We start from the raw sequence: 21,472 nt of genomic DNA, 5'->3' as shown, positions 1-21,472 counted from the left end.
TCCAACCTCCGTCGTCGCAGGTTCGCGGACAACCATCCGCCTGGCGGACACTTGTCCGATGGAGTCACAATAGGTCACACCGCACCCAAGTCAACCCCCTTCGAGGACGCCATGGACGCCGCAGTCATCACCGAGGCCGGAGCACCACCGAGCCTGCTGGACCACCCCGAACCCGTCCCCGGCGACGGCGAGGCCCTGATCCGGGTGCGCGCCGCGGCGATCGCGCCGCTGGACCTGCTCTGCGCGAGCGGCACCTCCTACTTCGGCGCCCCGGCCACCCCGTACGTGCCCGGGGTCCAGGGCGTCGGCGAGGTGGTCACCTCCTCGACCCTGCCGCCCGGCACCCGGGTCTGGTTCCCCACCTCGGCGGGTATGGCGCCCGGCGACGGGTCGATGGCGCGGTTGAGCGTGGCCGCCGAGGACGGCCTGCTGCCCCTGCCCGACGGCGCCGGTGACGCTCTCGTGGCGGCGCTCGGCCTGTCCGCGGTGGCGGCCTGGGCGGTCCTGACGGACCGCGGCGGGCTGCGCTCGGGCGAGACGGTGCTCGTCCTCGGCGGCGGTGGCGTGGTCGGCCAAGTCGCGATCCAGGCGGCCCGCCTCCTCGGGGCCGGCCGAGTGGTCGCGGCCGCGCGTTCGGCGGGCGCGCGGGGCCGCTGCGGGTCGGCGGGCGCCGACGCCGTGGTCGAGCTGCGCGACGGCGAGCAACCCGCCGAGCTGGCGCGGCGCCTGCTCGAGGCCGGCGGCGGACCAGTGGACCTGGTGGTCGACCCGCTCTGCGGGGCTCCGGGCACCGCCGCGGCCGCGATCCTCGGCGAGGGCGGCCGGCTGGTGAACCTCGGTAGCTCGGCCGGCCCGACGTCGGTCTACGACTCGGCCACGCTGCGGAGCCGGTCCGCACAGATCCTCGGGTACACCAACAACGCCCTGGCCCCGGCGCGGCAACGGGAGATCCTCGCGCAGGTGCTCGAGCATGCGGCGGCCGGCTCGATCACCGTCGCGCACGAACTGGTGCCGCTCGCCGACGTCACCGACGCCTGGACACGCCAGGCGCAGGGCCGCCGCGAGGGGCGGATCGTGCTGGCACTCTGACGAGGGAACCCGACTCGTGGCGGCCCGCGGCCACTCAGCGGATCGTCGTCACGGGGCGGGAGGCCCAGCGGGCCCAGTCCTCCTCGACCGCGGCTGCCGCCACGCGCAGCGGAGGCAGGTGCTCCGCCAGCAGCACCGCCAGCGACGTCTCGGCGGCGTGCACGGTGACGTTCATCGCCGCGGCGACCCGCCCGGAGGCGTCCCGCACGGGCACCGCCACCGAGCGCACCCCGGGGGCGAGCTCCTCGTCCGCGACGGCGTACCCCTGCTCCCGGACCAGCGCGAGCGTCTCACGCACGGCGGTCCGGGTGAACTCCCGCACGGGCAGGCCGGACCGGGACGGAACCTTCAAGACCCTGGTGACCTCGCCGTCGGGCAGGTCGGCCAGCAGCACCTTGCCCTGGGAGGTGACCATGGCCGGGAACCGGGTGCCGACGTCGACCCGCAGCGCGATGAGCTTCGGCACCGCGACCCGGGTGACGTAGACGATGTCCGACCCGTCCAGCTGGGACATCGAGGAGGACTCGTGCGTGTGCCGCACCAGGGCCTCCTGGTGCGGGCGCGCCACGTCCCACAGACCGAGCGCACCGACATAGGCCATGCCCAGCTCGATGACCCGCGGGGTGAGGGCGTAGGATCCGTCGTCGGTGCGGACGTAGCCGAGCTCGGCGAGGGTGAGCAGGATCCGGCGGGCCGTGGGGCGGGCCAGGTCGGCGGCCTTCGCGACCTCGCTGAGCGTCATCGCAGGATGCTCGGGCCCGAAGGCGCGGAGCACGTCGAGCCCGCGCGCGAGCGCCTCGATGAAGTCGGGGCCACGGGCCGGCTGCGTCATGACGTCCTTCCAGAACGGGTCGAGCGGCACCGCCGGGCGGCGGCGCGTGTGCGCCAGTGTGCACCACCCGGACCCGGACCGACAGCGCGCCCGGCCGGTTCCGCGGACCTTGACACCGGGCCGGACGCGGGCGACGCTAGGGCAACGGACACCTGTCCGCTATGCGGTCACATCGCCGTCGACCCGCCCGGAAGGAACCCATGACAGCCCAGAGCCCACCGGCCCGCCCCCTGGACGGGCTGCTCGTCGCAGATCTGTCCCGGGTGCTCGCCGGCCCGTACGCGACGATGCTGCTGGCGGACCTGGGCGCCGACGTGATCAAGGTCGAGTCCCCCGGCGGCGACGACACCCGCACCTGGGTCCCCCCGGTGCGGCCGGACGGCGTATCCACCTACTACGCCTCGATCAACCGGAACAAGCGCTCGATCGTGCTGGACTTCAAGGACGAGACGGACCTCGCCGCGGCACAGGAGCTCGCGCGCCGCGCGGACGTGCTCGTGGAGAACTTCAAACCCGGTGGCCTGGCGAAGTTCGGGCTCGACTACGACTCCGTCAGCGCGGCCAACCCCCGGATCATCTACTCCTCGATCAGCGGGTTCGGGTCCGGCGAGGGCGCCGCGCTGCCGGGCTACGACCTGATCGTGCAGGCGATGTCCGGGCTGATGAGCCTGACCGGGGACGCCGACGGCCCGCCGTACCGGGCCGGGATCAGCGTCTTCGACGTCATGGCCGGGCTGCACTCGACCATCGGCATCCTCGCCGCCGTGCGGCACCGCGAGCACACCGGGCAGGGTCAGCACATCGAGGCCAGCCTGATGGCGTCCGCGATGAGTGGGCTGGTGAACCAGACGATGGCCTACGTCGGCGGCGGCGTCACCCCGACGCGGATGGGCAACGCGCACCCGAGCCTGTTCCCCTACGAGCCGCTGCCCACCGCGGACGACGACCTGATCATCACGGCCGGCAACGACACCCAGTTCCGGCGGCTGTGCGAGGTGCTCGGCATCCCCGAGGTCGCCGCCGACCCGCGGTTCGCCGAGAACGCCGGCCGCACCGAGCGCCGCGAGGAGCTGCGCCCACTGCTCGTCGAGCGGCTCCGCACCCAGCCGGCGGAGGTCTGGTTCGAGACTCTGAACGCCGTCGGGGTGGCGTGCGGGCCGATCAACACCATCGCACAGGGGGTCGAGTACGCGCGCCGGCTCGGGCTGGAGCCCGAGGTGGCCGTCGGGCCCGACGGCGTCCCCGGGGTCCGTCATCCGCTCACCTACTCCGGGACCTCCCCGCGCTACGACCTCGCCCCTCCGGGGCTCGGGGAGCACACGGACGAGGTCCGGGCATGGTTGGCCGAGGAGCACCAGTGACCGACGAGCCCCGCTACCCCACGTCGCTCGGCACCTCGAGCGCCACCGAGATCCGTCTGCTCGGTCAGGACCTCGCCGAGGACCTGATGGGCTCGGTCGGCTTCGGCGAGCTCGCGTTCTGGCTGGTGGCGATGCGCCGACCGAGCGCCGGGGAGGTCCGGGTGTTCGAGTCGGTCCTGGTCGCGCTCACCGACCACGGCTTCACCCCCACTGCGATCGCCGCCCGGCTGACCGACCTGAGCGCGCCCGGCGCGCTGCAGGGGGCCGTGGCCGCCGGGATCCTCGGCGGCGGCTCCCGGTACCTCGGCGTCACCGAGGACACCGGGGTCTTCCTGGCGCAGATCCTCGCGACGCACCGCGCGGGTGGCCCGGTCGAGGACGCGCAGTCCGACGCGGGGTCGAGCGCGGGCGACACCGGGTCGAACCCGGGCGACGCGGCCGCGCCGCTGCCGGACACCGATTCCGGCTGGGACGAACTCGCCGCAGCCGCCCTCCGGGCGCAGCGGGCCGCGGGTGCGAAGGTCCCGGGACTCGGGCACCCGGTGCACAAGGAGGGCGACCCCCGCACGCCCAGGCTGATCGCGATCGCCGAGGAGGAAGGGCTGCGCGGTCCGCACCTGCGCCTGTTCGAGGCGCTCGGCCGGATGAGTGAGCCGGTCCTCGGGCGGGCGCTGCCCCTCAACGGTGCCGGGGTGTGCGGGGCCGCGCTGGCCGACCTCGGCCTGCCCGTGGAGATGCTCCGCGGGTTCGCGCTCCTCGCCCGCACCGCCGGCCTGCTCGGCCAGATCACCGAGGAGCGCCGCAACCCGATCGCCCCGGCCATCTACGCGGCGGTCGACCGCAACGCCGTCTACGTACCCCCGCCCGAGCCGGACGTTCCCTGACCGGCCCAACACCCGCCGTCGACCCCCACGAAGGAGCCCGAAGTGGCCCAGCTCACCGCCGTGCTGGCCAGCACGCACCACCCCTTCTACTACAAGGCGACCACGTCGCCTCTCGAGGAGCGCCCGCCGTTCGCCGCCGAGTGGCGGCGCAAGGTGGAGGCCTACCGGGAGACCCTCACCGCGGCCCGGCCGGACGTGCTGGTGATGGTCGGCGCCGACCATTTCCACCAGTTCTTCCTCGACAACTACCCGCAGTTCCTGATCGGCCGGGCGGAGCGCTACGACGCGACGTTCTACAACGAGGAGCGTGAGTTCGGGCTGCCCAAGTACGTCCTCGACGGCGACGTCGAGCTCTCCCGGTACCTGCACGAGGGGCTGCTGGACCGGGACTTCGACTTCTCGTTCTCGCACGAGCTGAAGCTGGACCACTCGATCATCTGCCCGATCATCACGGTGCGGCCCGAGGCGGACCTGCCGGTGGTGCCGATCTACACGAACATCTTCGCGCCGCCGCTGCCGTCGCCGAAGCGGTTCTGGCAGGTCGGCCGTGCGATCCGGGAGGTCATCGACGCCTACCCCTCGGACCTGCGGGTGGCGGCGATCGGCACCGGGCACCTGTCGCTGGAGCTCGGCGGACCGCGCCAGTTCGGTGAGCACGGCCCGGACCCTGAGTTCGACCGGAACGCGATCGAGTGGCTGGCTACCGGGAACATCGACGCGATCCTGGAGAACGTGACGCACGAGTCGATGGCGGGTGCGGGCAATGCCACGCACGGGTTCATGGACCTGCTGCTGATGATGGGCATCGCCGGTGACGGCGTCCAGGCGGACTACGTCGACGAGCTCGACCTGTTCCACACGCGCGAGATGTACATGACCTGGTACCCGAACGGAGCCCCGGCATGAGCACCTACTACGTGGACAAGTTCCTCTACACGATCGACCGGGACCCGAAGTGGGTGCAGCGGTACAAGGACGACCCGGCCGGCACCATCGAGGCGTGGGAGCAGGAGGTGGGGCGCTGGCTCAATGACGCCGAGGAGACCACCGTACTGTCCTTCACGGATGCCGAGCGGGCCGCGCTGGCGGCGCACGACTACGTCTGGCTGTTCGAACATGGGGCGCACTTCTTCCTCAACCTGACGCTGTTCATCGCGCTGTACGACGAGGAGTACACCCGTGAGCAGGGCCCGTTGTCCTTCCAGCGCGAGTTCGGCCGGAAGCTGAGCCACTGGCTCGGCAAGGAGTACCCCTCGGTGGGTCTCTGACCGGGCGCGCGGAAGGTTCCCGGACTATTACTTCGGGTACGACCCGGAGGCCTATGCCTGACCTCGGTTCGTCCTCCCGAGTCCTTCGCGCACCGATGGCCACGACAACAGCGCGGCGCGCACGTCGTCGCGTTGCTCGGCCGCGAGCGCGTCGGCGTAGGCCCGCTCGAGGACGTCGTCGATCGCGACTCGCTGCCGACTGGCCGCCGACGCCACCGCGGCCTCGACCATCGCGAGGCTGAGCACGTTGTCCGCGACCTCGCACATCACCGGGGCACCGCGCATCCCGGCGACGAACGCGGCCAGGGACCCGACGAGCTCCCGGCCGGGATCGGCCACGTCGGTGAGGTCGACCGTGGCCGGGCCTTCCACCACCGGCATGCGGTCGCCGTCCCAGGTGGCGCTGCCGCGGGAGGCCGAGAGCCGCCAGTCCCCGTTCCAGGACGTCTCCAGCCCGGGCGCGCACCAGGACCCGCCGTAGGAGAACCGCGCGCCGTCACTCATCTCGAACGTGGCGATCGCGGAGGCGTCGCCGTCGAACCAGCTCCATGGCGGGTTGAACGACTCGGCGTAGACCGCGACCGGGTCGGCGTCGAGCAGGAACCTGGCGAGGTCGAACTGGTGGATCGCCATGTCGACGATCAGCGGCTGCGGCATCCGCTCCCGGAAGCCGCCGAAGTGCGGAGCCTTGTAGAAGTCGACGGCCAGGGTCCCCGCGGTCCCGAGCACGCGGGCGGCCTCGCGCAGCTGGAACGCCTCCCGGAGGTAGCGCCGGGACTGGCTGACGACGACTCGCCGCCCGGTCACCTGGGTCGCCGCCACGACCGAGAGTGCCTCGGCGACGGTCTCGGTGACCGGCTTCTCGCCGAGCACGTCGAGCCCGGCGAACAGGGCGGCCGTCGTGATCGCGTGGTGCGCCGTCGGGACGGCCACATCGACGACGGCGGTCGCACCGGTCTCGCGGGCGACCGCCACCAGGTCCGTGCCCACCACGACGTCGCCTGCGGCGGGCCCAGCCGGGGCGGCGGCGAGTGCCGCCGTCGCCCCGTCGAGGTCCAGGTCGACCAGGCCGACGAGCTCGGTGTCCGGGTTGGCCGCGATCACGTTCAGCCAGGCGCGGCCCATGCTGCCGGCGCCGACCTGGACGAGCCGCAGCGGCTCCGCCGGGGTCGCTGCCGGGCTCACTCGGCGCCCGCGGGTTCGGCGGTCCGCTGCTCGGCCGCGGCGGTGGCTTCTGCGCTCAGCGCACCGCCGTAGCCGTGACCGTTGTAGAAGTCCTCCGTCTCGTACCGCAGCAGGGTCGGCAGGCTCCGCTCGGGCCGCACCGTGTGCGCCCACTCGACGCCGTTCGAGATGACCCGGCGCACGCCCTCGTGGAAGTAGGTCGGGAAGTCCTGGTCGCCGGGACGGAAGTAGAAGATCCTGCCGTGGCCGCGCCGGAACGTGCAGCCGGACCGGAACACCTCGCCGCCGCTGAAGGACGAGATGAAGATGAGCTCGTCGGGGGTGGGGATGTCGAACTGCTCCCCGTACATCTCGTCCTCCTCGATGATCATCGGGTGCGGGATGCCCTGAGCGATCGGGTGCGTCGCGTCGACCGTCCACACGAGCTCGCGATCGTGCTCGGTGCGCCACCGCAGCGTGCAGGTGGTGCCCATCAGCTTCACGAACAGCTTCGACCAGTGCCCCGAGTGCAGCACGATCAGCCCCATGCCCTCCAGCACGTGCCGGTGGGCCCGCTCGACGACCTCGTCGGCAACTTCGCCGTGGGCGGCGTGGCCCCACCAGATCAGCACGTCGGTGTCGGCCAGCACCTCCTCGGTGAGGCCGTGCTCGGGCTCGTCCAGGGTGGTGGTGCGCACCCGGACGCGGCTGCCGAGGTTCGCCTCGATCCCCTGCGCGATCGCCCCGTGCATCCCGTCGGGATAGCGCTGCGCGACGGCCGGCTCGAGCTGCTCGTGACGGTTCTCGCCCCAGACGAGGACCCGGATCGGTTCGGACATGTGTGGACTCCTAGGTTGTGGGTGATGGAACTCAGGACTTGACCGCGCCGCCGGTGACCCCGGCGGCGACGTAGCGCTGGGCGAGGACCAGCAGGGCGATGGCCGGTAGCGAGGAGAGCACGGCGGTCGCCATGATCGGCGACCAGTCGCTCACGAAGCCGCCGATGTAGCTGTACAGGCCGAGCGTGATCGGACGCATGCTCTCCGACGTCGTCAGCGTGAGCGCGAACAGGAAGTCGCCCCACGCGAACAGGAAGGTGAACAGCGCCGAGGTGATGAGGGCGTTGCGGCTGATCGGCAGCACGACGGACACGAACGCGCGGACCGGACCTGCGCCGTCGACGTAGGCCGCCTCGACGATCGAGGCCGGGATGCTCATCATGAAGGCCCGCATCAGGATGATCGAGAACGGGATGCCTGCCGCCGAGTCGGCCAGGATCAGGCCGGCGTAGGTGTTCAGCAACCCGAGATCGCTGTACGCGCTGTACAGGGCGTTCGCGACGACGATGCCCGGCACCATCTGCGTGGTCAGCACGGCGAACAGGAACACGACGACCCACTTGCCGAACCGGAAGTGCGCCAGGGCGTACGCCGCGGGCGCCGCGATGAGCAGGCTGAACACCACGGCGCCGAGGCTGACGATCAGGCTCGTCACCAGGTTGCCGCCCTGCTCGGCCAGTGCGGTCCGGTACCCGTCGAAGGAGAGGTCGAGAGGCAGCCACGGCGTCGCCGAGGCGTTGCCCGCCGGCTGCAGCGAGACGTTGAGCATCCAGTAGAGCGGGAACAGCATGACGGCGATGATGATCACGCCGAGGATCGTGTGTCCCGGCCGGCGCGGGGTGGTGATCTTCGACGCGCGACCGGCTGCGTCGCCGGCTGCTCGTCGGGCGATCGGAACTGCGGCACTCATGAGACCTCCAGCCTCTACTCGTCGATCGAGCGCCGGTTGAGGCGCAGGTAGACGACGGCGAACACGAGCGAGATCAGCACCAGGATGTTGCCCAGTGCGGCACCCACCCCGAAGTCGAACTCGCGGAACGACATGTGGTACGAGAACGTCGAGATCGTCTGGGTGGCATTGGCGGGCCCACCGTTGGTCAGACCGAGAATGACGTCGAGCACCTTCAGTGTGTAGACGACGCCCAGCACGAGGACCACCGTGACCACCGGCCGCAGCAGCGGCCAGGTGATGTGCCAGAACGCGCGGGCTCCGGTGGCGCCGTCGAGCGAGCCCGCCTCGTACAGCTCCTCGGGGATCTCCTGCAGGCCGCCGTACAGGATCGTTGCGTTGAAGGGGATCCCGAGCCAGATGTTGACGATGATGACGGCGACCAACGCCAGCGTGGTCGACGTCAGCCAGGCAGGGCGTCCGTCCAGGAACGGCAGCAGGTCGAGGGTCCGGTTCAGGACCCCGTGATCGGTATCGAGGATCCACCGCCAGACTGCGGACGCGGCGATCATCGGCACCAGCCACGGCAGCAGCAACAACGAGCGCAGGACGCCGGAGAGATGGAACCGCCGGTGGAAGAACAACGCGATGAGCAGGCCGATCGTGAACTGCCCGACGATGGAACCCACGGTGAACAGGCCGGTGTTGAGCAGGGCTCGGTCGAACACCGGGTCGGTCACGGCGGTGACGTAGTTCGCGAACCCGACCCAGGGCGCCTCGCCCGTGTAGAAGGTCCTGGTCGTGTACTCCTGGAAGCCCATGGTGATGTTCTTGACGACGGGGTAGCCGAAGAACAGCACCAGGTAGGCGGTGGCGGGGATCAGGAACGCGATCTGGACGAGCCGGCTCCGGCCGACCGACCGGTGCCGGGCCGGCCGGGCCGGGGCCGGTGGGGCCAGCCCACCGGACCCCGGCCGTATTTCGGTGGAGGTCACCGGCTCAGCCGTTCTGCGCCTGGGCCAGCGCGTCCTCCGGGCTCATGCCTCCGACGAGCGCGTTCTGGACCGCTTCGTAGATGGCCGTCGCCTGCGTCGGCCACTCCGGCCCGAGCTCCCCGGTGCGCGCGCGCAGGTCCGGGACCTGTTCGGCGAACGAGGCGAGGTTCGGGACCTGCTCGACGACGGTGTCGGACAGGGACGGGTCGGTCGGCACCGTGTTGGTCCCGACCGCGGCTTCGACCACCGCGTCCTCCCCGACGAGGCACTGGACGAACTCGGCGGCCACGGCCATCCGCGCGTCGTCGCCGGTCTGCGGGACCGCCCAGGCCTCGCCGCCGAACGGCGAGACCACGGTGTCGCCGGCCGCGGGCGCCGGGATGGGGACGATGCCGTACTCGAGTTCGGCGTTCTCCGCGAGCGTGCCGAAGTTCCATGGGCCGTTGACCATCATCGCCGCGTTGCCGCTGGAGAACTGGTCCGCGACGTCCGCCTGCGACCAGGTGACCACCGACTGCGACATGGACCCGGCGTCCAGCAGGTCCTTCCACAGCTGCAGCGCCCCGGCGACCTCCGGAGTCGCGATGTCCGCCTCGTCGCCCCCGTTGGACCACATGAACGGCAGGAACTGCCACGTTCCCTCGTAGGTGTTGATCGCCGAAAGGGCGAGACCGTACTGGTCCCCCTCGGTCAGCGCCGCGGCCGCGGTCTCAAGCTCCTCCCAGGTGGTGGGCGGTTCGATCCCGGCCGCCGCCAGGGTCTGGGTGTTGTAGAACAGGGCGATCGTGTTGGTCACCGGCTGCAGCGCGTACAGCTCGTCCTCGTAGGTCGAGGCGGACAGCACCCCTTCGGCGATCCCGCCCGGGTCGAGTCCGAACTGGGACAGCGGCGCGAGCGCCCCGCTCTCGGCGATCTGCTGGACGTCCGGGTTGTCGAGCATGAGGACGTCGGGCAGGGTGCGCGAGGAGCTCATCTGCAGCACCTTGGCGATGAGGTCGCCGCCCGGGACCGACTCGCGGTTCAGCTCCACGCCGACCTCGGTGGCGCAAGCGTCGAGGACGCCCTGCCAGACCGTCTTGTTCGGGTCGTTGTTGTAGTAGTCGAGGACGTGCAGCTCGGTGACGTCACCGTCACCACCGCCGTCGCCGCCGGTGCCACCGTCGGAGCCGCTGCATGCGGCCACGAGCACCAGCGGCAGCGCGGCTGCCGCGGCGATCGCAACTCGGGATCTGGAGAATCTGGTCATCTCGTTCCTCTCTGTCGGGCCCACGTCCTCGTGGGCAGAACCGGACCGATCGTCGGGATCGGGCGGCATCGATGCGTATCGACTGCGAATCGGGTGTAGTTGTCGTCAGGCAGGAGGTCGCGGCCGGCGCTAGCCGAGCGGACGGACGGAGCCGCGCGTGGTCAGGTGCGCTTCCACGAGACGCAGCTCGGCGGGGATCTCGTTGTCGAGCAGGTCGAACAGCCACCCCATGGCGAGCCGGGACACGTCCCGGGGTTGCGGGGACACCGCCGTGGGCGCGACCGGCTGAGCCTCGGCCTCGACGTCGGTGCACAGTGACACCACGTCGAGGTCGCGCCCCGGCACCAGACCGCGTTGCTGAAGGGCGGCACCGAGGTCATGCGGGCTGTGCACCGTGAGCAGCCCGGGGTGGGAGCGGCCGGCGGGCGCGAGCACCGAGTCGAGGAAACCCTCGACCCCGGCGCGCGTGTGCGGTGCGCTGATCCAGCGCAGTCGGACCCCACGCTCCGCGGCGCGCGCCTCGGCGCTGGCACGGAAGCGGGGGACGTAGTTCATGCCCAGGCCGACACGCTCCTCTGACCATCCGAGCGCGGCGATCTCGCGGCAGCCGGCATCGGCCAGGGCGTCGACCAACAGGAGGGCACCGGTCTCGAAGTCGAAGTCGATGCAGTGCAGTCCGTCGTGGTCGTCCGGGACGCCGATGAAGATCACGGGCATCTCGAGTTCACGGGCCATGGCGGCCCGAGGGTCGTCGGTCGCGACCTCCATGACGATCACCGCGTCGCACATGGCGCGGCGCTGCACCCGGGCCAGCCCGGCCGGCCCTTCGGCGGCCGTCAGCATCAGCACGTCGTAGTCGTGGTCGCGGGCGTTGACCGCGATCTCCTCGGCGAAGGCCATCAGTCCGCTGGCCGCCTCGGGGTTGTGGAACGGCACCACCAGGCCGACGACGTTCGTGCGATGCCCGGCGAGCGCGCGCGCCCCGGCATGCGGCTCGTAGGTGAGTTGGTCGATCGCCTCCAGCACGATCCGGCGGGTCTTCTCGGAGATCGGCCGCTTCCCGCTCATCACGTAGGAGACGGTGCTCTGCGAGACCCCGGCGACGCGTGCGACGTCCTTGCTCGTCGGAGCCGGCCGGCCACGACGCACACTCGGCGCGCCTCCGACGGGACCCGCTCCGCGGTCCGTCGTCTCGGCCGTACGATCATCGTCGATACGCATCGACGCAGATGCTACGTGAGCAGGCGGGCAGCTGGCAAGGGGTCAGCCGCCGAGCGCGAAGGCGACCAGGAACCCCACCGCAGTGGACAGACCGACCCACCAGCCGCCGTCGCGATAGGCCTCCGGCATCAGCGAATCCGCGAGCACGGCGAGGGTGGCGCCACCGGCGAACGCCTGGACCACCGAGATGCTGCGGCCGGAGATCACGTCGCTGACCGCCCACGCCGCCACGACGACCACGGTCAGCAGGATCGCCGTGCCCGCCCACATCCAGAGCGTGCGCCGCGGCGCGAAGCCGGGCTGCCTGCGCATCGAGGCCGCTCCCGCCATCGCCTCGGGCACGTTGCCCACAGCGACCGCCACCAGCAGCACGATCCCACCGGCCCCGGTCAGGCTGACACCGAGCGCGGTGTTCTCCGGGATCCCGTCGAGCAGCGCGCCGAGCATGAGCGCCGGGCCGAGCGCGGCCGGCCCGAGCTTGCGCTCGATCAGCCGGTCCGCGAGCACGTACACGAGCGCGCCACCCAGGAGTGCCGCGCCGGCGATCAGCAGGCCCTCGCTGTCGAACGCGGGCTGGAACAGCTCGGTGGTCACCGCCGCGATCATGGTGCCCGCACCGAATGCCATCATCGCCGCGAGGACCTTGGTGGGCAGGTCGTACCGCAACCCGATCACCGCACCGATCAGCATCGGCACCGAGGTGCCCAACCCGTACAGCAGCGCTGTCAGCATCGCCCGATGATAGGGCGGTGGTCGCGGCTCGCCACGTTCGGACAGCAGATGTCTGCGACCGCGCTCCAGGGGCGTGCGCTCGCCGAGCACCTATGACACCTCAGTGATCGGGCCGCCGGCTGAGGGCCGCAGCGAATCGCGTCAGCGGGCAGGCGGATCAGCGAGCCTTCACCATGGCCATCGCCGCGCCGACGAGGCTGACCGTGTCGAGGCCGGCGACCTCCTCGAGCGGGACCCATCGGCACTCGTCGGTGCTGCCGTCGATCTCGTGGGTGAGCTCGCCGCCCACGATGTGGCCGGCGTAGATGATGCGGACGCTACGCAGCGGACCGGCGCCGACGCTGAGCCGGTCGGCCGCCGCGACATAGTGGGTGTCGACACCGAGCAGCCCATCCAGTGCGACGTCATAGCCGGTCTCCTCACGGAACTCCCGGATCGCGGTCTCCTCGGTGGACTCGTCGTCCTCCATGCCGCCACCCGGCAGCGTCCACCCGGTCCGGCCGCCTTCGTTCCAGTGGGCCAGCAACACGGCCCCGTCCCGTACAGCCACGACGTAGCTCGCAGGTCTCGTGTCCATGGGTCGTGACGATACTGCCGACCCGGAGGCAGGTTCCTCGGCGGCCGGCCTGCGGCGTCGGGTCAGCTCCGGACGAGCCGCATCGACACGTACTCGGCGAACCCGGCCCGCTGCGCTCCCCGCACGGCCCGCCTGCTGATCTCGGTGAAACCCAGCTTGGTGTACAGGCCGAGCGCGCCCGCATTGGTGTCCTTGATGTCGCGCAGCACGAACTCGTCGTAGCCGGGCAGCGCGAGGAGGTGTCGCAGGAGCGCGGTCGCGACCCCGCGGCCCTGGAACGCCGGCGCCGTGGTCACGAAGCCGATCTCGACGAGTCCGGGCCGAGCGCCGTCGTAGCCGCCCAGGAACTGGCTCCGGACGATGAGGTGCGTGACCGTCCCGTGCAGGAGCCCGAGGTGCCGGCGGAACTCGGCGGCCCGCGGCCGCAGAACCTCCTCGTCCCCCTCGGCGACACAGGCGACTGCGGCCGGTTCACCGTCGACCAGCGCGACGTACCAGCGCTCCAGCAGCAGCAGGTGCGCGAACGCGTCCCCGAGCACCTGCGGATCCGTGGAGAAGTAGGCGAAGTCCTCGGCGAACCCGCGGACCCACACGTCGGTGATCCGCCGCCGGTAGCCCTCACCCAACACGTCGGCCCGCACGACCTCGATCATCGGACCGCTCCGGTCAGGTGCCGCAGCACGAGGTCGAGCTCCGGCATCGGCAGGTCGTCGCGGAGGGCCAGGCGCAGCGTGGTGAGCCCGGTGAGCATCGCGAAGAAGCCCACCGTCAACTGTTCGGCGTCGCCGCCGGCGAACTCGCCCTCCTCCTGCCCACGCCGGACGAGGGCGGCGAATGCGCGCCAGAGCGAGGAGTGCGCCGAGGCCAGACGCGCCGTGGTGCCCGGCGGCGTGTCGCTCGTGAAGCCCTGATTGATGACCATGAAGAACTCGGCCTCACCCCGGTCGCCCCGCAGATCCGCCAGGTACGTGGCCGCGAACTCGCGAACCAGGCCGAGCGGCCCACCCGGGCCGGCGAGCCGCTGCGCAGCGGCGGCGAGTCCGGTGGCGGCCAGGGTGAGGAGCTCGTCGAAGAGCTCTTCCTTCGTGGCGTAGTGACGGTAGATCGACCCCGTGCTCAGACCCGCCTCGGCCGCGATGCCGCGGATGTTCGCGGCCGCGAAACCACGTGCGGCGAACTCGCGGACGGCGGCGGTCCGGATCGTGTCCCGGGTGGCCGCCCGGATGGCCTCGTTCTGTTCGTCGGTGCGGGGCATGTACCAGCTCCAGGTTTGAATGAACTTTCGTTCACTGTACCTGACGTCAACTGGTATCGGGCCGTACGGTGGGACCGTGACCACAGCACCTCCACGGATGCTCGACCTGCTCGCCGACGGCATCGCCGGCACCCTCGGCGAGGATCTCGTCGCCCTGTACGTGCACGGCTCCTACGTCGCCGGCGACTTCGACCCGGCCCGCAGCGACCTGGACCTGCTCGCGGTGCTGCGCGAGGTGCCCACTCCCGCCACGCTGGAACGGTTGCGTCCGCTGCACGCGCGCCTCGCCGTCGACCATCCCGCCTGGGCGGACCGCATCGAGGTCGATTACTTCCCGGCCGCGACCCTCACCGCACTGGCGGACCGCCCGGGCCCGATGATCCGGATCAGCCCGGGCGAACCGCTGCACCTGTTCGAGGCGGGCCGGCACTACCTGCTGAACGTCGCGTCGGCGCGCGCGGACGGACGAGCGCTGCGCGGCCAGAGCCCGACGGCGGTGCTGCCGCCGGTCGACCGGGCGGCGGTTCGCGCGGTGGTGCGTGAGCACGCCGCAAGTTGGCCCGAGTGGGTCGAGGACGCGCGCGGCCGGACCGGTGCACAGGCCTATTCGGTGCTCACCCTGTGCCGAGCGCTGCACCTGGTCGTCGAGGGCACCCAGGTCTCGAAGCGCCGGGCCGGCTTCTGGGCGGCGGCCCGGCGCCCGGAGTCGGCCGAGCTCATCGAGTGGGCAGCGGCATGGTGGTACGACGCCGGACCGGACGACGCGCCAGGCCGGTACGAAGACGTCGCGGCGTTCGTGAGGTCGGTCAGCGCCGAGGTCACCGGGCACCCGTGAGCGCCACCCCACCCCCATCCCAGCCGCCGACCGCGCGGAAACCCTCGGTCAACTGACGAGCGACCGAGGGCTTCCGCGCATTCGCCAAGTGCGGCGGCGACGCGCCGTGGGATCAGCGTCGGCTGATGGACCTCGGCTGCGGTGAATCGCAGGATCACTGGGTCCGTGCGGGACGCCAGATCAGACGTAGGACCGGGTCCGCGCGAGGTCGGTGACGAGCTCCGGTCCGGTGGTCTCGGCCAGCCAGGTGGCGAGCTCACGGATCCGGCCGACCGTGAGCGACGGGTCGGCGAAGATCCAGTCGGACTCCGGCTGGGTGACACCCACGAGCTGGAGGAAATCGAGCCTGCCGTGCACGGTGTCCACGCCCGCAACCTCCGTGTCCGGTACCACCAGCAGTGACGTGAGTGCGCTGCCGGAGCCGATGCTGATCGGCGTGCCGTTGCCGGCGACCGCCTGGTAGGGCTCGAACCACCGGCCCGAGGTGTAGGTGTAACGGGCGAGGTTGCTCATCACGGAGACGGCCCATGTTGCCTCCGGCTTGCCCGGTGCGGCGACCTTCATGGTCATCTCGTAGCCCCAGCCGCTGCGCTCGCCGCCGTAGTCCTCGGTGTCGGCGTACAGCGAGCTCATTCCGTAGGTGACGACGTGCTGGTAGCCCTTCGGCGAAGGGAACAGGCTGGCGCCGTCGAGGTACTCGTTGCCGCCGAACATCGCCCGGGCCGGCATCGACGTGGCCAGGTGCGGTGGCTCGACGCCGGGATAGACCGCGCCGAACGCGGCGTCGATCGCCTCCCAGCCGGGTGCCCAGTCGTCCTGCGCCTGCGCGCGCTGCACATATGCGTCTCTCGTCATCACGGCTCCGAGGCTAGATCGCGCACGGCCGGCGCGGAACGGGGAGCACTGCCCAGGAGCCGAGGCCCTCCCTCACGGTGCCGACCGCTCCGCACAACCGGTGGCGCGGCACCATCACGGTGCGGTTGGCGCAGGCCCGTCGGTCCTGGGCTCCTCTTCGAACCCCGCAGCGTCCGTCGCGGACTCCACCGGGAGCAACGCGGCGCCAGCGAGGAAGCAGATCGCCCCGACGAACGTTCCCAGGTTCACCAGGGCGATATTCGCCGGCTCATCGGTGGTTCGCAGATAGCGGGCCGCGATGGCGGCCGCTCCGAAGGCAACGGAACCGACCAGGTTGAGCGTGGCGATTCGCCAGCCGACAGATCGGTCCGGACGAGGCGCGATCCCTCGGTTCACCTCCGAGTAGGCCAGTCAACTGGCGATCAGGAAGCACACCGAACCGGCCAGGTCAGGGCCCCAGATCAGGCGCCGCTCCTGGACCAGGCCCAGATCGTCCTGCGTCGCGGCGAACGTACTGACGTTGAACAGCACGGTCCCCACGAGCTGGACGGCTGTCGCCCACCAGTCGATGCGCCCGGGGGCTCCTCGGAGCGGTCGCCGTCGCGGAGGACGGGACCCGGTCTGGACCCCTCCCGGAGCGGTCAGCGTCTCGTGGTACTGCAGGTACGCCGCGGTCGTGAAGAGGATCGACCCGACGAAGAACGTGGTGGCGACGATCCCCGGGGCGGCATGATCGAAGAAGAGCGGAAGCGAGCCGATCGCGAAGCAGAGGGCACCGACCCCGAAGAGCGCTGCCAGCCACCAGCTCATCCGGCTGGGTCGCCCGCGGGCCTTCCTCCCGGTCCGGGTGTAGGCAGGATCCTCGAGCGGGGGTCCGAGTCCGAGTCGCTTGCGGTGGCGTCGCGACGTCCATTCGGCCTGGCTCCCGTCAGCTCGTTCCAGCCGCGCGCGAGTGACGAAGCCGAGCGGCCCCGTCGTTCGGATCACTCGCCACCCGGCCGGGAGCTCGGGCAGTGCCCGCGCCGAGCGCTCCGAGGCTGGGCCGGACATCACGAGGGCTCACCGGACGAAGCCGGTACGCGTCTTGCTGTGTTCCGCTGCTCGAGCGGGCGCCGTCCACAGATCGGGCTTGGCGGTGGCGCGGTGACTCGGTTGCTCGGAGGCCAGGTCGTCCCAGGCCTTCAGCAGGTCGCGAAGCAGCATGTCGACCATCTGACGGCTCAGGTCGAGCCTGACCACGACCCGCATCAGATGAACATGCTCGGCGTTCGGCGGGAGGCTGTAGGCAGGAACGATCCAGCCGTCCTGACGCAGCCGCGCGGACAGGTGGTAGACATCGAAGCCGGGATCGCCCTTGAGCCGGAACGTGACGACGGGTTCGCTCAGCCCCGGGTTGAGGATCTCGAACTTGCCGCTGGCGACGAGGCAGTCGTTGAGATGGCGGGCGTTCGCCACCATGTTGCCGACGATCGAGGTGTACCCGGTTCGACCGAGTCGCAGGAAGTTGTACATCTGCGCCTGGATCATCGCCGAGCCCCGCGAGAAGTTGAACGTGTAGGTGGGCTGCGCTCCGCCCAGATAGTTCACGCTGAAGACGAGATCCTCCGGGAGTTTCGACGCGTCCCGGAAGATCAGCCAGCCGACCCCGGGGTAGACCAATCCGTACTTGTGCCCGGACGCGTTGATCGAAGCCACCTGCGCGAGGCGGAAGTCCCACCTCAGTTCCGGTTCGGCGAACGGTGCGATGAATGCTCCGCTGGCCCCGTCCACATGCAACGGAATGTCCCACCCTCGCTCGTCCTTCACCCGGAGGAGCAGATCGTTGATCGCCTCGATCGGATCGGCCTCGCCGATGTGCGTCGTGCCGAGCACGGCGCCCACCGCGATCGTGTTCTCGTCCAAGCGGCTCTCGACGTCCTCCGCGCTGAGCACGTAGCGATCCGCCCGCATGGGGATCTTGCGCATCTCGACGTCGAAGTAGTTGGCGAACTTGTCCCAGACCACATGGGTCTCCGCGCCGTAGACGACGTTCGGGCGATCCGTGCTGAGTCCCGCGGCCCGACGCCGGTTTCGCCAGGTGCGCTTGTGCGCCAGGAGTCCCAACATGATCGCCTCGGAGGACCCGATGGTCCCCACGCCGACGACCTTGGCCGGGTCCGGGGCGTTGAACAGCGCCCCCAGCATGTGTACGCACCCTTCCTCGACAAGCGAGGCGGCCGGGTACTCCTCATGGTCGATGTGATTCTTGCGCAGCGTGTCATGGATGAGCGCCTCGGCCTCGGGCTCCATCCAGGTGGTGACGAACGACGCGAGATTGAGCGTCTCGCGCCCGTCGAGCATCAGACCGGTGTGCAGCAGTTCGTACGCCTCGGCGGGCGGCATGCCGTCGGACGGAAACTGCATCGGGTCGATGTGTTCCCGGAACTGACGCCGACCATGGATCGGCCCGTACCAGACATCACCCTGAGTCGGATCGCTCATCACGTCTCTCCATCTCTGCGCTTGGCCACGCGTCATGCGCCAGCAACGTAGCCGTCGCGACGTGCAGCCACATCGCACGATCCGGGTGAACCGAACGAGAACCGGCGGGCGGTGCAGACTCCTACCACGCCCATACCCCTACCTATAAGTGCTGTTATATTAGCGCTGTGACATCGTCGGACCCGACCCACCACAGCCACTGGCACGCCCTGACCACGATGCTCGCCGCGATGGACGCCGACATCGAGCACCTCTACCGCGAGCGCGGCATCGAGGGCGTCCGGCCGCGGTTCGCCATGCCGCTGATCCGCCTCGCGCACGCCGGCCCGCTGACCATCAAGGAGTTGGCCGCCGCCCTGGGCAAGACGCACTCGGCGATGAGTCAGACGATCAGCCTGATGCGACGCGAGGGACTGGTCACCACCACGCCGGGTGCCGATGCTCGCACCCGCCCGATCACGCTCACCGAGCGCGGACGCTCCCTGGTGCCGTTCCTCGAGGCGGAGTGGCGCGCCACGGAACAGGCCGTGGCCGAGCTCGACGCCGAGGTGCCGTACCCGCTGACCCGGGTGGTTGCCGACCTCGAACAGGCCCTCGTGATGCGGCCGTTCCTGGACCGGCTCCGCGCCCTGCTCGAGGCCACCCCGTCTCCCGGATCGACCTGGTCCGCCCCGGCCGGCACCACCGGACCGACCTCCACGCCCCACGCCGGTACCACCCGCAGGCCCGTCGAGTGAGCCTCACCGACCGCCTCCTCGACATCCGGCCACTGCGCTCCAGCCGCGCGTTCCGGGACCTGTGGATCGGGTCCTCGGTCGGCACCTTCGGCTACCAGTTCGCCACCGTGGCCGTGCTCCTCCAGGTCTGGGAGATGACCCACAGCCCCGTGTGGACCGGCGCGATCGGGTTGGTGAACGCGATCCCGCAGCTCGTGTTCGGGATGGTCGGCGGGTCCCTGGCCGACGCGATGGACCGGCGCACCCTGGTGCGGCTGACCACCCTTGGCCAGGTGCTCGTCGCGACCGGGCTGACCGTCCAGGCCCTGCTCCGGCTCGACTCGCTCGCGGTGCTGTTCCTCCTCATCGGCCTCGCGTCGGCGTTCAACGCGCTCGGCTCCCCCGCCCGGCGCACGTTCCCGGTCCGGCTCCTGCCGGCCGACCAGGTCGGCGCCGGCCTCGCGCTGCAGAACCTCGCGTTCCAGGCGTCGATGCTGGTCGGGCCCGCACTGGCCGGCCTGGTCCTGGCGAAGTGGGGCCTGGCCCCCACCTACCTCGTCCAGGCCGTCGCCGGCTGCGCCTCCCTGATCGCGGTGATCCGGCTCCCGGCGATGCCGCCGCAGGGGACCGTCGCACGGGCGGGTCTGCGGCAGAGCATCGACGGCCTGCGGTTCATCCGGACCAAGCCTGCCCTCTGGGGCTCGTTCGCCACCGACCTCGCGGCCACGCTGCTGGCGATGCCGATCGCGCTCTTCCCGCTCATCAACGAGTTGCGCTTCGGCGGGAACCCGCAGACGCTCGGGCTGTTCCTGTCCGCGATCGCGGTCGGCGGCATCGGTGCGGGCCTGCTCTCCGGCATGGTCACCCGGGCACGCCGCGCCGGCCTGATCCAGCTCATCGCCGCCGGGACCTGGGGCATCGCGCTCGCGGTGGTCGGCTTCGCCCAGCCGCTGTGGCTGGTGTTCGCGGCGCTGGCCGTCGCCGGCGCGGCGGACACGGTCTCGGTGGTGACCCGAGGCGCGATGGTCCAGCTCGCCACGCCCGACTCACACCGGGGCCGGGTCTCCGCCGTGGACCACATCGTCGGCGTGGGCGGTCCCGAGGTCGGCAACTTCCGCGCCGGACTGGTGGCGGGCCTGACCTCGGCCCCGGTCGCGCTCATCTCCGGTGGCCTGGCCTGTGCCGCGATCGTCGGCGCGCTCGCCCTCACGAACCGGCCGTTGCGCACCTTCACGATCGAGCCGGCCACGCTCCCCGACCAGGCCCCGGCGCGATGACCGACCCCGACCTGATCCCACCCGGGCTGCGTGAAGCCGTCGTCCGGCACGTCCCCGACCCGGGCCTGCCCGACGGCGCAGCCTGGCTCGAGTCGCTGCCTCGCCTCGTCGAGGAGGTGCTCGGGCAGTGGCGGCTGCGCCGCGACGGTCCGGCCGGCCCTGCTCTGCACGGCGCGTCCTCGCTCGTGCTGCCGGTTCGGCGTGGGGACGACGCACCGGCGATGCTCAAACTGGTCTGGCCGCACGCGGAGGGTCGCACCGAGCACCTGGCACTGCGCGCGTGGGACGGCGCCGGTGCGGTCCGCCTGCTCGCCGCGGACCCGGGCCGCTGGGCCCTGCTACTGGAACGACTCGAGGCCCGTGACCTGAACACCGAGAGCATCCTCGACGCCGCCGAGGAACTCGGCCGCCTCTCCACCCGGCTGGACCGCCCGGCGCCGCCGTGGGCGCCGCGACTGTCCGAGCACCTGCGCACCCTCGTCGCTGACATCGACGCCCTGCGCGCCCGGGACACCCGGGGTACAGCCTTCCCGAGGCGACTGCTCGAGGCCGGCCGAGCCCTCGCCGTCGACCTGGGTTCGCAAGAGGACGTCGACGCCCGACTCGTGCACGCGGACCTGCACCCGGGCAACGTCCTGTGGCGGCCCGACCCGGGCGAATGGGTCGCCATCGATGCCGAGACGATGGCTGCGGACCCGGCGTTCGCGCTCGCGCCGCTGCTGTGGAACCGATGGGAGCAGGCGCAGGACGCCCACGACCTGCGCGGACACCTGCAGCTGCGGCTGGACGTGGCCTGCGCCGGCGCCGGGATCGACTACGACCGCGCCCGCGCGTTCGCCCTGGTCCGGTGCGTGCGGAACGCCATCTGGGAGCTGGACGCGACCGAGCACCCCGGCACCGCGGCTGAGATCACCCGGAGCATCACGATCATCAAGGCGCTGCAGTCGCCCTGATGG

The 21,472-nt window shown here is 71.1% G+C and carries 23 protein-coding genes; 9 read left to right on the top strand and 14 right to left on the bottom strand.

All coding sequences use genetic code 11. The features are described 5' to 3' along the window. Window positions 1-111: 111 nt before the first annotated feature. The gene (locus tag KCQ71_RS22590; protein ID WP_223410648.1) at window positions 112-1,089 is read left to right on the top strand and encodes a quinone oxidoreductase family protein; all 978 of its coding nucleotides are present in this window, start codon (window positions 112-114) and stop codon (window positions 1,087-1,089) included. Between the two features lie 34 nt (window positions 1,090-1,123). On the opposite strand, the gene KCQ71_RS22585 is transcribed toward KCQ71_RS22590, so the two are convergent. Next, window positions 1,124-1,921, bottom strand: coding sequence for an IclR family transcriptional regulator domain-containing protein (locus KCQ71_RS22585; RefSeq protein WP_223410646.1), 798 nt, complete (start codon window positions 1,919-1,921; stop codon window positions 1,124-1,126). A 200-nt stretch (window positions 1,922-2,121) separates the two neighbouring features. Between KCQ71_RS22585 and KCQ71_RS22580 the strand changes: the two genes are divergently transcribed. From KCQ71_RS22580 to KCQ71_RS22565, 4 genes are read left to right on the top strand one after another with little or no spacing between them, the layout of a single operon-like run. Beyond that, a complete protein-coding gene (locus KCQ71_RS22580; RefSeq protein WP_223410644.1) occupies window positions 2,122-3,282 on the top strand; it encodes a CaiB/BaiF CoA transferase family protein in 1,161 nt (386 codons plus the stop codon). Continuing rightward, window positions 3,279-4,166, top strand: a complete 888-nt coding sequence (locus KCQ71_RS22575; RefSeq protein WP_223410642.1) for a citrate/2-methylcitrate synthase — start codon at window positions 3,279-3,281, stop codon at window positions 4,164-4,166. The genes KCQ71_RS22580 and KCQ71_RS22575 overlap by 4 nt, the downstream gene beginning before the upstream one ends. Window positions 4,167-4,208: 42 nt before the next feature. Continuing rightward, a complete protein-coding gene (locus KCQ71_RS22570) occupies window positions 4,209-5,072 on the top strand; it encodes a DODA-type extradiol aromatic ring-opening family dioxygenase (protein WP_223410640.1) in 864 nt (287 codons plus the stop codon). After that, entirely contained in the window at window positions 5,069-5,434 is a 366-nt protein-coding gene (locus KCQ71_RS22565) for a hypothetical protein (RefSeq protein WP_223410638.1), read from the top strand. Before KCQ71_RS22570 ends, KCQ71_RS22565 begins: the two co-directional genes overlap by 4 nt. Window positions 5,435-5,485: 51 nt before the next feature. Here the strand turns inward: KCQ71_RS22565 and KCQ71_RS22560 are convergent, their stop codons facing one another. The 10 genes from KCQ71_RS22560 to KCQ71_RS22515 form a co-directional block, all read right to left on the bottom strand. Continuing rightward, window positions 5,486-6,619: a Gfo/Idh/MocA family protein gene (locus KCQ71_RS22560; RefSeq protein ID WP_223410636.1), complete on the bottom strand. Its 1,134-nt coding sequence runs from the start codon at window positions 6,617-6,619 to the stop codon at window positions 5,486-5,488. Then, window positions 6,616-7,437, bottom strand: a complete 822-nt coding sequence (locus KCQ71_RS22555) for a ThuA domain-containing protein (protein ID WP_223410634.1) — start codon at window positions 7,435-7,437, stop codon at window positions 6,616-6,618. Before KCQ71_RS22555 ends, KCQ71_RS22560 begins: the two co-directional genes overlap by 4 nt. 31 nt (window positions 7,438-7,468) lie before the next feature. Continuing rightward, window positions 7,469-8,347, bottom strand: a complete 879-nt coding sequence (locus tag KCQ71_RS22550; protein ID WP_223410632.1) for a carbohydrate ABC transporter permease — start codon at window positions 8,345-8,347, stop codon at window positions 7,469-7,471. Between the two features lie 14 nt (window positions 8,348-8,361). Continuing rightward, a complete protein-coding gene (locus KCQ71_RS22545) occupies window positions 8,362-9,321 on the bottom strand; it encodes a carbohydrate ABC transporter permease (RefSeq protein WP_372454085.1) in 960 nt (319 codons plus the stop codon). 4 nt (window positions 9,322-9,325) lie between these two features. Further along, window positions 9,326-10,567 carry a sugar ABC transporter substrate-binding protein gene (locus KCQ71_RS22540; RefSeq protein WP_223410630.1) on the bottom strand — a complete coding sequence of 414 codons (1,242 nt, stop codon included), beginning with the start codon at window positions 10,565-10,567 and terminating at the stop codon, window positions 9,326-9,328. 129 nt (window positions 10,568-10,696) lie between these two features. After that, window positions 10,697-11,788 carry a LacI family DNA-binding transcriptional regulator gene (locus tag KCQ71_RS22535; RefSeq protein ID WP_223410628.1) on the bottom strand — a complete coding sequence of 364 codons (1,092 nt, stop codon included), beginning with the start codon at window positions 11,786-11,788 and terminating at the stop codon, window positions 10,697-10,699. A 42-nt stretch (window positions 11,789-11,830) separates the two neighbouring features. Further along, a complete protein-coding gene (locus KCQ71_RS22530; protein ID WP_223410626.1) occupies window positions 11,831-12,520 on the bottom strand; it encodes a ZIP family metal transporter in 690 nt (229 codons plus the stop codon). Window positions 12,521-12,677: 157 nt separating this feature from the next. Further along, window positions 12,678-13,097, bottom strand: coding sequence for an NUDIX hydrolase (locus tag KCQ71_RS22525; RefSeq protein WP_223410624.1), 420 nt, complete (start codon window positions 13,095-13,097; stop codon window positions 12,678-12,680). 62 nt (window positions 13,098-13,159) lie between these two features. After that, a complete protein-coding gene (locus KCQ71_RS22520) occupies window positions 13,160-13,750 on the bottom strand; it encodes a GNAT family N-acetyltransferase (protein WP_223410622.1) in 591 nt (196 codons plus the stop codon). Next, window positions 13,747-14,352, bottom strand: a complete 606-nt coding sequence (locus KCQ71_RS22515) for a TetR/AcrR family transcriptional regulator (RefSeq protein WP_223410620.1) — start codon at window positions 14,350-14,352, stop codon at window positions 13,747-13,749. Before KCQ71_RS22515 ends, KCQ71_RS22520 begins: the two co-directional genes overlap by 4 nt. Before the next feature lie 76 nt (window positions 14,353-14,428). Here KCQ71_RS22515 and KCQ71_RS27795 point away from each other — a divergent pair, with 76 nt between their 5' ends. Then, on the top strand, window positions 14,429-15,187 hold the full coding sequence (locus tag KCQ71_RS27795; RefSeq protein WP_223410618.1) for an aminoglycoside adenylyltransferase domain-containing protein: 759 nt from the start codon (window positions 14,429-14,431) through the stop codon (window positions 15,185-15,187). 180 nt (window positions 15,188-15,367) lie between these two features. On the opposite strand, the gene KCQ71_RS22505 is transcribed toward KCQ71_RS27795, so the two are convergent. The 3 genes from KCQ71_RS22505 to gad all read right to left on the bottom strand — a co-directional run bounded on the left by KCQ71_RS22505 (window position 15,368) and on the right by gad (window position 18,523). Continuing rightward, window positions 15,368-16,042, bottom strand: a complete 675-nt coding sequence (locus KCQ71_RS22505; protein ID WP_223410616.1) for a suppressor of fused domain protein — start codon at window positions 16,040-16,042, stop codon at window positions 15,368-15,370. A 411-nt stretch (window positions 16,043-16,453) separates the two neighbouring features. Continuing rightward, window positions 16,454-16,852, bottom strand: a complete 399-nt coding sequence (locus KCQ71_RS22500; RefSeq protein WP_223410614.1) for a hypothetical protein — start codon at window positions 16,850-16,852, stop codon at window positions 16,454-16,456. Window positions 16,853-17,101: 249 nt separating this feature from the next. Then, a complete protein-coding gene (gad, locus tag KCQ71_RS22495; protein ID WP_223410612.1) occupies window positions 17,102-18,523 on the bottom strand; it encodes a glutamate decarboxylase in 1,422 nt (473 codons plus the stop codon). 167 nt (window positions 18,524-18,690) lie between these two features. Here gad and KCQ71_RS22490 point away from each other — a divergent pair, with 167 nt between their 5' ends. The 3 genes from KCQ71_RS22490 to KCQ71_RS22480 are packed head-to-tail and all read left to right on the top strand — an operon-like array spanning window position 18,691 to window position 21,469. Further along, window positions 18,691-19,260: a MarR family winged helix-turn-helix transcriptional regulator gene (locus tag KCQ71_RS22490; RefSeq protein ID WP_223410610.1), complete on the top strand. Its 570-nt coding sequence runs from the start codon at window positions 18,691-18,693 to the stop codon at window positions 19,258-19,260. Then, window positions 19,257-20,516, top strand: a complete 1,260-nt coding sequence (locus tag KCQ71_RS22485; protein WP_223410608.1) for an MFS transporter — start codon at window positions 19,257-19,259, stop codon at window positions 20,514-20,516. The genes KCQ71_RS22490 and KCQ71_RS22485 overlap by 4 nt, the downstream gene beginning before the upstream one ends. After that, the gene (locus KCQ71_RS22480; protein ID WP_223410606.1) at window positions 20,513-21,469 is read left to right on the top strand and encodes an aminoglycoside phosphotransferase family protein; all 957 of its coding nucleotides are present in this window, start codon (window positions 20,513-20,515) and stop codon (window positions 21,467-21,469) included. Before KCQ71_RS22485 ends, KCQ71_RS22480 begins: the two co-directional genes overlap by 4 nt. Window positions 21,470-21,472: the final 3 nt, after the last annotated feature.

Source organism: Occultella gossypii, from assembly GCF_019947135.1.
Classification (GTDB): Bacteria; Actinomycetota; Actinomycetes; order Actinomycetales; family Beutenbergiaceae; genus Occultella; species Occultella gossypii.
The sequence above is the reverse complement of the archived record's forward strand: the minus strand, read 5'-3'. Positions and strand labels throughout refer to the sequence as shown.